Origin of the sequence: Hydrotalea sp. (genome assembly GCF_049968455.1) — a bacterium.
GTDB lineage: Bacteria > Bacteroidota > Bacteroidia > Chitinophagales > Chitinophagaceae > Hydrotalea.
Window position 1 is genome coordinate 22789 of the sequence record NZ_JBMFQT010000009.1, and the last position, 14327, is coordinate 37115.

At 34.2% G+C, this 14327-nt stretch carries 12 protein-coding genes; 3 read left to right on the plus strand and 9 right to left on the minus strand.

The window, feature by feature from the left end:
• Nucleotides 1–65: 65 nt before the first annotated feature.
• The 3 genes from lepA to ACP5P5_RS07975 all read right to left on the minus strand — a co-directional run bounded on the left by lepA (nucleotide 66) and on the right by ACP5P5_RS07975 (nucleotide 4351).
• A complete protein-coding gene (gene lepA, locus ACP5P5_RS07965; protein ID WP_428285574.1) occupies nucleotides 66–1850 on the minus strand; it encodes a translation elongation factor 4 in 1785 nt (594 codons plus the stop codon).
• 71 nt (nucleotides 1851–1921) lie between these two features.
• Complete coding sequence (locus tag ACP5P5_RS07970; protein WP_428285575.1) at nucleotides 1922–3079, minus strand: glycosyltransferase; 1158 nt, start codon at nucleotides 3077–3079, stop codon at nucleotides 1922–1924.
• Nucleotides 3080–3082: 3 nt separating this feature from the next.
• Complete coding sequence (locus ACP5P5_RS07975) at nucleotides 3083–4351, minus strand: lipopolysaccharide biosynthesis protein (RefSeq protein WP_428285576.1); 1269 nt, start codon at nucleotides 4349–4351, stop codon at nucleotides 3083–3085.
• A 108-nt stretch (nucleotides 4352–4459) separates the two neighbouring features.
• On the opposite strand from ACP5P5_RS07975, the gene ACP5P5_RS07980 reads away from it, so the two are divergent.
• Nucleotides 4460–5431 carry an ion channel gene (locus ACP5P5_RS07980; RefSeq protein WP_428285577.1) on the plus strand — a complete coding sequence of 324 codons (972 nt, stop codon included), beginning with the start codon at nucleotides 4460–4462 and terminating at the stop codon, nucleotides 5429–5431.
• A gap of 4 nt (nucleotides 5432–5435) precedes the next feature.
• Here ACP5P5_RS07980 and ACP5P5_RS07985 read toward each other — a convergent pair whose 3' ends face one another.
• Genes ACP5P5_RS07985 through ACP5P5_RS08000 form a run of 4 tightly spaced genes read right to left on the minus strand, consistent with a single transcriptional unit; the run spans nucleotide 5436 to nucleotide 8894 of the window.
• Nucleotides 5436–5909 (minus strand): hemerythrin domain-containing protein, encoded by a 474-nt coding sequence (locus ACP5P5_RS07985; RefSeq protein ID WP_428285578.1) that lies wholly within the window; start codon nucleotides 5907–5909, stop codon nucleotides 5436–5438.
• Entirely contained in the window at nucleotides 5909–6670 is a 762-nt protein-coding gene (gene tpiA / locus ACP5P5_RS07990) for a triose-phosphate isomerase (protein WP_428285579.1), read from the minus strand. Before tpiA ends, ACP5P5_RS07985 begins: the two co-directional genes overlap by 1 nt.
• 29 nt (nucleotides 6671–6699) lie before the next feature.
• Nucleotides 6700–7875, minus strand: coding sequence for a putative sugar nucleotidyl transferase (locus tag ACP5P5_RS07995; RefSeq protein WP_428285580.1), 1176 nt, complete (start codon nucleotides 7873–7875; stop codon nucleotides 6700–6702).
• A gap of 8 nt (nucleotides 7876–7883) precedes the next feature.
• The gene (locus ACP5P5_RS08000) at nucleotides 7884–8894 is read right to left on the minus strand and encodes a class 1 isoprenoid biosynthesis enzyme (protein WP_428285581.1); all 1011 of its coding nucleotides are present in this window, start codon (nucleotides 8892–8894) and stop codon (nucleotides 7884–7886) included.
• A gap of 116 nt (nucleotides 8895–9010) precedes the next feature.
• Here ACP5P5_RS08000 and pruA point away from each other — a divergent pair, with 116 nt between their 5' ends.
• Nucleotides 9011–10642 (plus strand): L-glutamate gamma-semialdehyde dehydrogenase, encoded by a 1632-nt coding sequence (gene pruA, locus ACP5P5_RS08005; protein WP_428285582.1) that lies wholly within the window; start codon nucleotides 9011–9013, stop codon nucleotides 10640–10642.
• A gap of 54 nt (nucleotides 10643–10696) precedes the next feature.
• Here pruA and ACP5P5_RS08010 read toward each other — a convergent pair whose 3' ends face one another.
• Complete coding sequence (locus ACP5P5_RS08010; RefSeq protein ID WP_428285583.1) at nucleotides 10697–11212, minus strand: fasciclin domain-containing protein; 516 nt, start codon at nucleotides 11210–11212, stop codon at nucleotides 10697–10699.
• 280 nt (nucleotides 11213–11492) lie between these two features.
• On the opposite strand from ACP5P5_RS08010, the gene ACP5P5_RS08015 reads away from it, so the two are divergent.
• Nucleotides 11493–11687: a hypothetical protein gene (locus tag ACP5P5_RS08015; protein ID WP_428285584.1), complete on the plus strand. Its 195-nt coding sequence runs from the start codon at nucleotides 11493–11495 to the stop codon at nucleotides 11685–11687.
• A 5-nt stretch (nucleotides 11688–11692) separates the two neighbouring features.
• On the opposite strand, the gene ACP5P5_RS08020 is transcribed toward ACP5P5_RS08015, so the two are convergent.
• A complete protein-coding gene (locus ACP5P5_RS08020; protein WP_428285585.1) occupies nucleotides 11693–14188 on the minus strand; it encodes a TonB-dependent receptor domain-containing protein in 2496 nt (831 codons plus the stop codon).
• Nucleotides 14189–14327 lie beyond the last annotated feature (139 nt).

Genomic DNA, 14327 nt, shown 5'->3' on the forward strand with positions numbered 1-14327 from the left:
AGAAAAAAGGCTGTCTTCAATAAAAGAGAAAGACAGCCTTTGTATTTATAAGTATAAAGGTATCACTAATCTATTTTCAATACAGCCAAAAAAGCCTCCTGAGGTACTTCTACATTACCAATTTGGCGCATACGTTTTTTCCCTTCTTTTTGTTTTTCCAATAATTTACGCTTACGGCTAATGTCACCACCATAACATTTAGCGGTTACATCTTTTCGCATGGCCGAAATAGTTTCTCGGGCTATAACTTTAGCTCCAATGGCTGCTTGTATAGCAATTTGAAATTGTTGTCTGGGTAATAATTCTTTTAATTTTTCACAAAGCTTTCTACCAAAATCTTGTGCCCTACTACGGTGAATTAATGCACTTAAAGCATCCACCTTATCACCATTTAATAAAATATCCATTTTTACAATATCTGCTTCCCTATAGCCAATTGGGGAATAATCGAATGAAGCATACCCACGTGTACTACTTTTCAGCTTATCATAAAAATCGAATACAATTTCAGTTAAAGGCATTTCAAAAATTAATTCAACCCTTGTTGGGGTTAAATATGATTGGTTAACAAGAATGCCTCGTTTGCCTAAACATAAGGTCATAATATTACCTATATATTCCGGTAAAGTAATAATTTGTGCTTTAATAAAAGGCTCTTCAATTCTGTCTAAACGAGTAGGGTCGGGCATTTCAAAGGGATTGTTCACTATAATTTTATCTCCCTTTGTAGAATATGCATGAAAACTTACGTTAGGAACGGTAGTAATTACTGTTTGATTGAATTCTCGCTCTAAACGTTCCTGAATAATTTCCATGTGTAGCAATCCCAAAAATCCGCACCGGAAACCAAACCCAAGTGCTTTGGATGTTTCCAATTCAAATGTTAGTGATGCATCATTCAACTGCAGTTTTTCCATGCATTCCCGCAATTCTTCAAAATCATCTGTATTAACGGGGTAAATACCGGCAAAAACCATGGGTTTAACTTCTTCAAAACCCTGAATCATTTCACCCGGATTGGCAGCTAATGTGATGGTATCACCAACTTTAACCTCTTTTGCGTTTTTAATACCAGTAATTATATAACCTACATTGCCTGCGCTTAAAGCATCTTTGGGTACCATGTTTAATTTTAAGATGCCCACTTCATCAGCTATATAGTTTTCTCCGGTTGAAACGAATTGAATTTTATCTCCTTTACGTAAAGTACCATTCATTATTCGGAAATAAACAATAATACCTCTAAAGCTATTGAATACACTATCAAAAATTAAGGCTTGTAAAGGGGCATTTTCATCACCTGCCGGAGGTGGAATTCTTTCAACAATGGCATTCAAAATATCTTGAATGCCTATACCGGTTTTACCGCTTGCCAACAAAATTTCTTCGGGCTTGCAGCCTATTAAATCAACAATTTGGTCGGTTACTTCGGGTATCATAGCCCCATCCATGTCAATTTTGTTGATGACTGGAATAATTTCTAAATCGTTTTCAATAGCCAAATAAAGGTTACTAATGGTTTGAGCCTGAATACCTTGTGTAGCATCTACCAACAATAATGCACCCTCGCAAGCTGCTAAAGCGCGGCTAACTTCATAACTAAAATCAACGTGACCGGGGGTATCGATTAGGTTTAAAGTATAATCTTCACCCTTATGATTATAGTTAATTTGAATGGCATGACTTTTTATGGTAATTCCTTTTTCACGCTCTAAATCCATATCATCTAGTACCTGGTCCATCATTTCTCTAGAACCAATTGTTTTTGTTTCTTCCAACAATCTGTCAGCCAACGTACTTTTTCCGTGGTCAATATGGGCAATAATGCAAAAATTTCTGATATTCTTCATACAACTGCAAAGATATAAGGATAGCAGTCAACTATGTAACTACCTGTATTTTTTACATTTAAATTATCTTCTTACCCCAAAAAAGGCTTATATAAAGCCACTATTTGCGATGCAATTACCGATTGTGCAAATTTCCTTCCAGCAGAGTTAGCTATGGCAAAACGATTAAACTTTGAATATTCTTGCAGAATATGCCTGTAAGCATTCAATAAAGCCATTTCATCGCCCGGTGGTACAATTATTCCATTATTTTCATTTATAAAATCGGCTGCACCACCGGCTGATGATGTAATAACGGGCAACCCACAACATAAGGCTTCAAAAATGACACATGGTGCATTTTCCTGCCAACTAAATAAAACCAATGCATTGGCTTGTTGCATGTAGGTGGCTACCTTTTCATAAGGTACGGTATCAGTTAAATGCACATATGTTGTTAATTCTAATTGCTCAATTTCAGCTTCAATAACCGACGATTTGGGCCCAACAATTACTAATTGCCATTGCTGAAATTCATTTTTTAAAAGGGCAAATGCTTTTAAAATTCCATTTACATTTTTTTGTGGCAACAAGGATGAAACATGCAAAAAAGTAAACTTATTGGGTTGAGGTTCAGCTTTAAATTGGAAATATTGGGTATTTACCAAATTGGGAACAACTGTTACGGTTGACAAATTGAATATTTTTTGTATGGCATTTGCCACAGTGAATGACACATTGGTTACTATTGCTGCCTGTTGCATTATTTTTAGTAATGCATTTTTAAACCAAAAAGGCTTTTCGAAATAGCCATCAATTGCTGTTTCAGCATACATAGATGCATGTTCTGAAACTATATAAGGTAGGTGCATTTTTCGGCACCATTTTCTAGCCACCATTCCGGCACGAAATGGTGCATGCACGTGCACAATTGCAGGTTTCCCATAAGTAGACAAATATTTCTTCAAAACTTTTTTATAGCATTGCACATAGGCACGTTGATATAACAAAGTATTTAATTTTTTGATGGGCGTAGGTTTAAAAGAGAAATAGACAATCCATTCTTCCAGTTGATGCTGCTTGTTAATTTCAAATTTATATTTTGAATGAATATTGCTTCCGGCCTGTAAAACATGTATAACAGTTATTGGCATTAACTCAGCAACGGAACGGGCATTACGTTGAATGAAATCGCCATTATAAGGCTCAAACGCATCGGGGTACCAACTTGCTAACCACAATACCTGCATACTTTAATATTTTGTTCGAAAAAATAATGTAAACTTTCGCCAGTCAAGCTTTTTGAAAAAAAATACATCAACGTTCATTTTTTTAAAATGATACAACGACCACATTCCTGCAATTGCATAGGCAAATGAAGTAATAGCTGCAGCCCAATGAATATGATAATAAGGTATAATAAGCATATTCCCTACCAAAGTAATTAATGCTGCCATCGCAGCGCCTTTTATGTTGATGGATATTTTATTCAGTCCACTAAAGTATGCTGAAAGCAAGTTTAACCCCGCCAAGAAAAACAATCCGGGCATTAAAATAAGCATAACATTAGCAACTTTCGAAAAACTATTGCCAAACACTACTATAATAATTGCATTCCCAAACAACCACAATAGTAAAGCAACAAGAAGAAAAAAAAGAAAAAAAAGTTGAATAATTGTGTTGATGAAAACCGGAAGTTTATTATCCTGCTTCATGGCAGATGCATTAAAAATAACGGGTGCCATAAATTGAGGTATTAAAATAAATATTTGTGCTAATTTAGATGCCTGCATATAATTACCCGCATCAGTGGCTGAGGTAAATTTCTGCACAAACCAATAGTCTAATCTGTACACCAAAAAGAATAATAAATTAGCGCCTAATGCTTGTAATGCATAACGATAAATGAGCTGCTTATTTTTTACTTGTTGGTTATTAAATATTTGCTCATTTTTTATAAACACCAAAGCCATAAACAATAATAAGCCATTTAATCCTGCAAAATAGAAATAGGTTTTAAATAGCACTTGGGCAGGTTTGTTATTGAAATATAAAATGCTAATAAATATAATGCATGCTATATTTCCAACAGTTTGTAACAAATTAGGTAATATGAAATGCTGTGATGCAAATAGAGCCGCCGTAAAATAGTTTGTCATGAGTGTTCCGGCAATAAAAACATAAAAGCTAACACGATAATTATGACTAATATTTTCAAAATATTGAGGAAAGAATATTTGCACTAGTATCAATAGGAATATTACACCCATTAACTGCCAAAAACTTAGGGTAATTATTTGTTTTTTTGATATAGCTTTTTGCACTGAATAATAAGTAAAAGCACTTTCTAAACTCATTCCGCCCACCAATACAATGAATGCACCAATTGCTGTAATGTAAAGTAGTACCCCAATTTCAGCAGCATTTGTAAATCGGGCTAAACAAATATTTACCAGTAAAGAACTAATTACCAAAAAAGTTCTAGCAATAATTTGTTGCATTAATTGTTTGGTAATATTCATCGATAAATAATTTGCACTTTTTAATGTACTGTAACTTTTTGTTGGTTCAAATATAAACCCGGTGTACTGCATAAATACATTATTTTCGATAATAAATTATTGGCTAACATGCTATTTTTAAAACATATTAATAAAAAGGCTAAAAGCGAAACAGATACCGGATTAAGTACCGTTAGCAGCTTGGTTGGTGGGCGAATGTTAAACAGGGATGGATCGCCTAATTTGCAGGTGAAGGGAATGCGTTTTTTTGAGCGATTAAATATTTATCATGCGCTATTATCCATGCCGCTTTGGCGTTTTTTGTTGATTGTTGTTATATTCTTTATTGTAATTAATGTTTTGTTTGCCGGTGTTTATTTATGGATTGGATTAGAACATTTAGGCGGAATTGAAACACATTCGGCCAATGAAAAATTTGGTGAAGCATTTTTCTTTAGTGCACAAACATTTACAACGGTAGGCTATGGAAGAATTAGTCCCGTCGGATTTATGGCTAGTTTTGTTGCTTCATTAGAAGCGCTTTGCGGGCTATTAAGTTTTGCCATTGCAACAGGCTTAATGTATGGACGTTTTGCTCGTCCTAAAGCCTACATTCAATATAGTGCGCATGCTTTATTTGCGCCATTTAAAGATGGCGTTGCGCTAATGATGCGTTTAGTGCCTTACACCAAAAATTATTTAGTAAATGCAGAGGCTCGTTTTACCATATCAATGAAGGTATTTGAAGAAGGTGTTGTGAAAACGCGCTTTTTTAGTGCCGCTTTAGATATAAACAAAGCATCTACCCTAATGTCTAACTGGACTTTGGTTCATCCAATTAATCATGATAGCCCGCTTTATGGCCTAAAAAAAGAGGATATTGAAGCAGCAGAAACCGAGTTGTTGGTATTTTTAGAAGGATTTGATGAAAGCTTTTCTTCAACAGTTGTAACAAGAACATCCTACACTTATCGAGAATTTGTATATGGTGCCAAGTTCAAACCCATGTATCATCCATCAGAAGATGGAAACAGTACCATTTTATATTTAGATAAGTTAGATGATTACGAACCGGCTACCTTCAATATTCAATTTGTATAAATATTTATTCCCAAAAATGAATCGGATATTGCAAACAATTATGTTCTTCTTCCTGTACTAAGGCTTTTCCAATTTGTTGTAAGATGTTACTGTTGATTGTGTTTTCAATATGCGGGAATAAAATCCGTTCTTCAAAACGTACATGTTTTTCCAATAAATTCACATATTCCGTTAAAATAGCATAGGTAACATGTATTTTTATTTGGTTCATGTATTGTTGTAACGCCGTGTGCTCATCTTTCATTTGAATTAAGCCGGATTGCAGCACAGGATATGTATTTCCTAAAGTGAACAGCAAATCTTCCTCCAATTGAAAATGATGCATTAAATCGTTTTCCCAAAAAGAAATACAAAAGTCTTTCATTACACTATTGTCTGCCTTTTTGGCTATACCTTTTTTCAATAACAAACAAAACAATAATGCATTGTGGTGTTGCCGCGAAAGCGGCTGCATTGCCTCACTGCGTTTAATAGGCATTAATCTAACGATTGAATAATAGTAATAAATTCTTCTGCATTCAATGAAGCACCACCAACTAAACCCCCATCAACATCAGGTTGTGAGAATAAATCTTTTGCATTTGCAGCCTTTACACTTCCACCATACAAAATAGAAATGGTTTGAGCAATATGATGACCATACTTTAATTCAATTTGTTGGCGAATAAAAGCATGCATATCTTGAGCCTGTTGTGTAGTAGCTGTTTTGCCGGTTCCAATAGCCCAAATGGGTTCATAGGCAATTACAACTTGTTGCAATTGATCGGCAGATAAATGATACAACGATTGTTTTAACTGCTCGGCAACAAACTCTTTTTCTTTTCCTTCTTCCCGAATAGACAGCGGTTCACCGCAACAAAACAAAGGTTTTAAACCATGGCTTAAACATTGATCAATTTTCTTAGCTAAAACTTCGTTGGTTTCATTAAAATATTCTCTTCTTTCGCTATGGCCAATTATCACATACTGCACACCAACGGATTGTAACATAATTGCAGAAGTTTCTCCGGTATAGGCGCCTGATGTTTTATCTGAACAATTTTGTGCGGCAACAAATACGTTGTTATGCTCAGCACACTTTTTAACTGCCATAGATATATAAGGGAAAGGAACAGCAAAAATAATTTCCTGGCCGGGCTTAAGTTCCAGTTTAGTATGAAGTACTTTAGATAATAATTGATGTGCTTCATCAGCATTTAAGTTCATTTTCCAGTTAGCTGCTGCTATTTGTTTGCGCATGGTTGAAAAAAATTAATTATAAAATACATTTATGTAAGTTGTTCAAAGATATGCTGTAACACTTTTATTTCCTGATTTGTAGTGGAAGAATTTTTAAAGCCTTTCCACTGCTGAATTTCTTTTAAAGCCTGTTCAATAGTATATTTTTTTTCAATACCAAATGAAAAATGTGGGAAATGACGCGGCAATAAACCTACTCCAAATACATTGCAAGCAATGCCGATAGCTGTTGCAGTGTTAATAGACGCATTAATGGCAATACGGGTATAATCGCCCATTAACACACCACATTTTTGCACAGGTGGACTGTACTTTTTTAGGCTATCATTCCAAACAGTAACCTGTTCACCACTATTTTTTATATTACTGTTACTGGCACCGGCCCCAATATTGCACCAGTTACCAATAATACTATCGCCTAAATATCCATGATGTGCTTTATTACTAAAGTCCATAATTATGCTATTTTTTACTTCCCCCCCTACTGTACAATTATTACCTATGCATGTTCCGCCATAAATTGTTGCTCCCATTTTAACCACAGAATTTTTGCCTACAACAATGGGGCCACGTAAAAATGAACCTTCCATAATTAAAGCATTATCTGCAATATATATTGGCCCATCAGCAGCATTCAAACTCACATTTTTTAATGTTGCATTGGGAGAAATGTGAATACCTTCAGCATTTTCAACATAATTAGAAGGATGGATTATATTGTTTTGCTGTTTAGCAATAACAAATTGAAAATCGGATGCAATAATAGCAGAATTTTTGGCAAGCAAATCAATGGCAGAATTAATACAGATTAACGTTCCATTGAAAGCAATATTTTTTTCAGAGGTACTAATTGAATTTGTGTTAAAATAAGCTTTTGCTTCTTCTAAATTACCTCTATAGGCAATTTTTTCGCTTGCATAAATTAAACCCTGCTGTTTTGATAATTGTTGCAGAGAATTTATTAATTCCATATTAGGCAATACATTCGCAGCAACAAAAACAGCTTCGGGTTGTGTTGGTGGTTCATACAAAGCTGATAAATAATCAATGGTTTGAATATAAACCTTAGTGTCTGTTAATTTTTCCCATCGCTCTCGCTGGGTATAAATGCCATACCGTAAGTCAGCGATAGAATGATTTACAGAAAAAGGATAAAATTCATCTCTCCATGTTGCATCATCAAATAAAACTATGGGTAAATTCATATGTACATTTAATTCAGTGAGTAGCCTTCTAACATAAACAAACTAATCCATCGTTTTCTGTTTTTGTATAATTCCATGTCAATCACCAAATCTATTCTACTAAGTTCAGTAAAATTTGGAAGCTTCTTTCCATATTTTTCTGCTACTTTTTCTAATTGTTCAATAGCCAAAAAACCTAAACAGTACACTGCTGCTAAGGTATAATTAAAAAAACGTTTATTTTTCGGGTTTGCTTTTACTTCACGGATGGCATTCTTCAAAAGTTGTACTTGATTGTTATACGCAGTTTTAATATCTATAACCGAATCGGAATGATTGGCAAAAGTATAAATTCCGGCACGACTGTCTTTAAATGTATCAAACAAATCATTAATCATTTGTATTATGGTGCCTAATAAATACCAACATTTTTTTTCTGCTTCACTACCCACAACTTGCAGATAGTAATAGCACATTAAAACGGCATATCCGCCTTTGCGATGGGTAATTGACAATAACGTTTCAGTATCAATATCAGCATTAAATTGTAAAAGAGAATCTTTTTGTGCTGTAAACATATGCTCAAATAAGCTCAAGTAATCGGTTTTATTATTTACCCTTGCCAATAAATAACGATGAATGGATTGAATTAACATCTCATCTAATGTTTTCGGCATATAAGCATCACCCAAAAAAGTTAGCTTTTCTATTGTTTCTACACTCATTTCATGATGATCAAAAAAATCATCATACATCGAGGCCATTACAAAATAATAAACCAACAATTTTTGTTCTTCTTTTGAAGTAAATCTTTTATGTAATTGGGTGAAAGCATCACAAACAATGGGATTATAAATTGCAAAGCTTGTAATTGTTTTTTTTCTAACTTTTTCACTAACAGCATGGCAATAATTTTTTTCAATTTGTGCTATGGTAGTTTGGGCAAATTGTTTGGCCTTACGCCTACTAATAATAAAATGCGTTACTATTCTAAAAACTATTGGTAAGGATGCTATGTATGGCCTAAAATTTTTCACCATTTACAAAGAAACTATTATTTAGCATACTATTTATACTTCACATGAACAATGCCTTTTGTTACTTATTAAACAAAACAAGTTTAGTAACTTGCACTTACATTATAAAACCAAGCACCATGAGTTTAGGCACATTTCATTATCCAATGCCGGCAAATGAACCGGTTTTACAGTATGCACCCGGTAGCAAAGAAAGGGAATTACTAAAAAAAGCAATAGCAGAATTAAAGGCACAAACAGCCGATATACCCATGTATATTGGTTCAAAAGAAGTAAAAACCAATAAAAAAATTGCTTTACATCCGCCCCATGAAATAAAACATACTTTGGGCTATTTCCATATGGGCGATGAAAAACATGTTCAACAAGCTATTGATGCTGCATTGGCGGCTAAAAATGACTGGGCAGCTATGCCTTGGGAAGACAGAGCCGGCATTTTTTTGAAAGCAGCCGATTTACTGGCAACAAAATATCGTCCTTACATTAATGCAGCTACTATGCTTGGCCAAAGCAAAAATGCATTTCAAGCTGAAATTGATAGTGCCTGCGAATTGATTGATTTTCTACGTTTTAATGTTCATTACTTAAGTGAAATATATAAACAACAACCCAATAGTGCCTCCGGTATGCATAATCGCATGGAATACCGGCCATTAGAAGGATTTGTGGTAGCCGTTACCCCCTTTAACTTTACGGCTATTAGCGGTAATTTACCTACTTCGGCTGCTATGTGTGGTAACGTTGTAGTATGGAAACCCGCCAATACCCAGGTATTTGCCGCACAATTGTTTATGCGAATACTATTAGAAGCAGGGTTACCTCACGGCGTTATTAATTTGATTTATGTAGATGGGCCAGTTTTAGGCAAAATTTGTTTTAATCATCGCGATTTTGCAGGTGTACACTTTACAGGTTCAACCGGCGTATTTAACACAATGTGGGAAACAATTGGTAAAAACATGGCGAATTATAAATCTTATCCACGTATAGTTGGTGAAACCGGTGGTAAAGATTTTGTTTTAGTACATAAATCTGCCGATGTTGATGTAGCCGTTACTGCATTATTACGCGGTGCTTTTGAATATCAGGGACAAAAATGCTCTGCTGCTTCTCGTGCTTATATACCATCAAATCTTGCAGAAAAAATAAAGAAGAAGTTGATAGCAGGGGTAAATAGTTTTAAAATGGGAACAGTAGAAGATTTCTCTAATTTTATTAACGCCGTTATTGATGAGAAAAGTTTTGATAAAATAAAAGCATACATTGATGGCGCCAAGCGTTCAAAAAAGGCAAGTATTTTAGTGGGCGGGGAATGCAGCAAAAAAGAAGGTTATTTTATTCAGCCTACAATTATACTGGCAGAAGATCCCAAATATGTTACTTTATGTGAAGAAATTTTTGGCCCTGTACTTACTTTGTATGTATATCCTGCCAATGAATTTGAAGAAGTATTAGAATTAGTTGATACTACTTCACCTTATGCACTTACCGGTTCTATTATTGCTAAAGATCGTTCTGCCATTGTAATGGCAACTGAACGTTTACGAAATGCTGCCGGCAATTTTTATGTAAATGATAAACCCACTGGGGCTGTAGTAGGTCAGCAACCATTTGGTGGAGCCAGAGCAAGTGGTACTAATGATAAAGCCGGTAGTATCTTAAACTTATATCGTTGGTTAAGTGCCAGAACCATTAAAGAAACATTTAACCCTCCTGTAGATTACGGTTACCCATTTATGCTTGAATCATAATAACCGTAATACAAAAAAAGCAGCCGATTATATTCAGGCTGCTTTTTTTAAACCCTATTTTGGCATTAAAACAGTATTTATTACATGAACAACCCCATTCCCAGCCATTAAATCGCTAGCAGTTACCATTGATGTACCTCCTTTTGCATCAGTTAACATTACTTTTCCATTGTGTAAACTTACTTGTAACATTTCACCTTCTAATGTTTTTACTTCTGCTTTTCCATTCCCTTTTTTTATGGCAGCTATAACATCTTTAGCTGTTAATTTGCCGGGCACAACATGATAAGTTAAGATTTTCGTTAATGTTGCTTTGTTTTCAGGTTTTAATAAGTTTGCCACTGTCCCTTCAGGCAATTTATTAAATGCCTCATTGGTAGGAGCAAAAACAGTAAATGGTCCTTTTCCTTCTAAAGCTTCTACTAAACCTGCTGCTTTAATGGCAGCTACTAATGTAGTGTGATCTGGAGAGCTAGCAGCTACCCCTACAACTGTTTTTTGAGCTTTTACTGAAAGTGTGCTCAGTAATAAAACAACTGCAATTAAAGAGGATAATAATTTTACTTTCATAATGATTTTTTATTTTACAACGATTAACCATGAAAAAAGGTTTAACTTTTTTTATATTTTAATATTTCTATCTTTTTTGTTTATTCTTTTCGTGAAATTATTTAAAATTTTTACACAAAAAATTAGGTTTAATAATAAAGTATGATGATAGTATAGATAAAAATACAGGAATGTAGCACGAAAAAAATACCTAGATTTTAAAATAACTTTTTATTTGTTAAGTCTAATTTTGTTGATTGTAATGCGAAACAAATTGTAACTTTAAACAAAATATTATAAGATGGAGAATAATGAACAACCCATTCATCAACTACACCAGCAATCATTAAAGGCCATGAATGCAATAGTTGAAGAAAAAAAACAACAACTATCAAAGGAGCAACAAGATGCACTGCACCATGCACACAATGAATGGCAAGTTGCCTGGAATAAATTGTTAAATGCCCTAATGGTAATTGACAAACTGGAAATATAAATTTTCTAACCATTATCCAGATTTCCGCCACCATTGCTATTGTCAGGTTTGTCTTTATCCTCTTTTTTAAATTCTAACTTTCCAAACTTCCAGGTAAAGTTTAAACCAAAGGAACGGAATGGAATTTGCCTTAAGTTATTAGTAGTGAAGTTAGGGCCGGTTAAGATTGTACGCATATTCACATACTCATTAAAGGGATTTACAGCCGTTAAAGCTAAACTACCTTTTTTATTCCAAAATTGTTTACGAATAGCTAAACTGTAGGTAGTAAAAGACGGATAACGCCCCTGCACTTCATTTCTTGCTGAACGGAAATTACCAAAGGCCTCTGCCGCCAAATCCTTTTTAAATTGATAACTGGCATTCAAATTAATATGGTAGTTAAAACTGCTAGCATTATATCCTGGATCTAGCTGATTGATTTGTTCTCGATAGTAGAAGAACATGTTCGTACGTAAATTAAGTGCATTTGACACATCAATACTGGCAAATAAATTCATACCCATATTGCGTTCAATACCAATGTTTTGACGAGTACTTACAGATACATTGGTAAATGTTGAGTCGCCAACTAAATAAGTGGGATAATAATAAACATAGGGCTGAATATCATGATTAGAAGTGCGGTAAAATGCAGCTACCATGAAAGAACCTACGTTGTTGACTTGTTTGTTATAGGCTAATTCATATCGATTTCCAATTTGAGGTTGTAAATAAGGATTTCCAGTTGTAATATTTTTGGGGTCGCTGGTATTCACAAAAGGATTTAAATCCTGATAGCTGGGCCTTTCAATGCGTTTTGAATAACTTAACTTAAGAGTTGAGTTACCAGATAATTTTCTGATGAAATAGAAACTTGGAACAAAAGTGTTATATCCAGGTGTTTTAACTTGTGTTGTAGTATTGGAATAATAATCATTAATTTCAGTTCGTTCATAACGACCACCCACTTGTGCATCAAACAAAGTTCCAACCGGGAAGCTTAATTCACTATACACTGCATAAACTTGTTGATGATAATCTAAGTAATTAGATTGAGAGGAATCATAATAATAAGCTTCGGTGTATGGGTTTAAAGAATGAATAGTAGCTGTACTGTGTATATCAGTTAAAGTAATTCTGCTACCGGCACCAAACTTTATTTTAGAGGTAAATGGTTGTGTATAATCAATTGTCATTACATGCACGTTGTTGGTACCGGGATTATCATTTTGCGTTCCAAAAAACTTAGTCTCAGACGGCACATAGTATTGTTCACTGTTTGAATAACCGTGATTCGTACCAAAACTTGAATTCAAGGCAATATCTAATTCCTGGTCGGGTTTTGAAAATTTACGCTTATAATTCAGGTTTGCATCAATGTTATGAAAATGAAATCCACCATTTGAATTACTCAGTGAAGCTATATTCGATAACAAATTACCACCACTTAACATGTCGGTGGTAATTTGTGTTTGATTAACATAGCCTGTTCCGGCATAACCAAATAAGTTGTAGTTTACACCACCGTTTAAGTTATTTAGTGAATCTAAATTCCAATCAAATCCTAAACCTGATTGCATACCATGTCGAGTAAATCGTGAAGCACCATTTTGTAACAGCTGAACATTGGTTTTAGCAGTTGTATCAATTGAATTTCTATCTACTGAATTAGGTGTGGTTGAACGCAACCGGGTTCCACCACTTATAAATGCATTTACACCGAATTTATTTTTGCGAGCAGTAATATTAAATGAACCATTTTGTAATAAACTTCCAGCCGTTAGAGATAAATTCCCATTTACTCCTTTCGATTGATTATCCTTCAATATGATATTGATAATACCACCCAAACCGGATGCATCATATTTTGCTCCCGGATTGGTTATTACTTCAATACTTTTTATTTGGCTAGCTGGAATAGCCTGTAATACATCGGAAATATTATTGCCAAATGCGGTTGAAGGACGACCATTAATTAAAAATTGAATACTGGAGCTACCCGCTAATTGAACATTCCCATCTACATCTACTGAAACCATTGGCACTTTCTTCAACAAATCTGTTGCTACCCCACTTTGTGAGGTTAAATCCTTTTCAGCATTAAAAACCATTTTGTCAATTTTATTCTCAATTAATGGTTTTTTAGCACTAACGGTAACGTCTTGTAGTACATTTTCCTGTTTTACCAATACAATAGTTGGTAATTGAACCGGTGTGTTTTTTTGAACACTTACAGTACCAATGGTATAGTCTTTATAACCTAATGATTGAATTTTTAAAATATAATTACCAGGAGTTAAACCCTTTATAACGAAAGAACCCGTAGCGTCAGTAATTGTTCCATTTACCGTATTTTTAGTGCTTTTATTTAGAACGGTAACTGTAGCATATTCAATAGGTTGTTTTGTAGCAGCGTCAATTACTTTGCCTGAAACATTATTGTTTGAATTATCGTTAAATGCATTTGCTTGAAAAAAAGAAAATATCAATATGAAAATTGCTAGTAATTTTTTGTGCATTATGTTACTAATTTGGTTTGCTTAAGAAGTTGCAAAATTACTTTGCTATTTTGTAGCAAATCTGTTTTAATTGGGGTTGCATTGTTAAAAAGGATGAATGGTAATATTTATTTGATGTTTATCAATTACCAGTATTCAC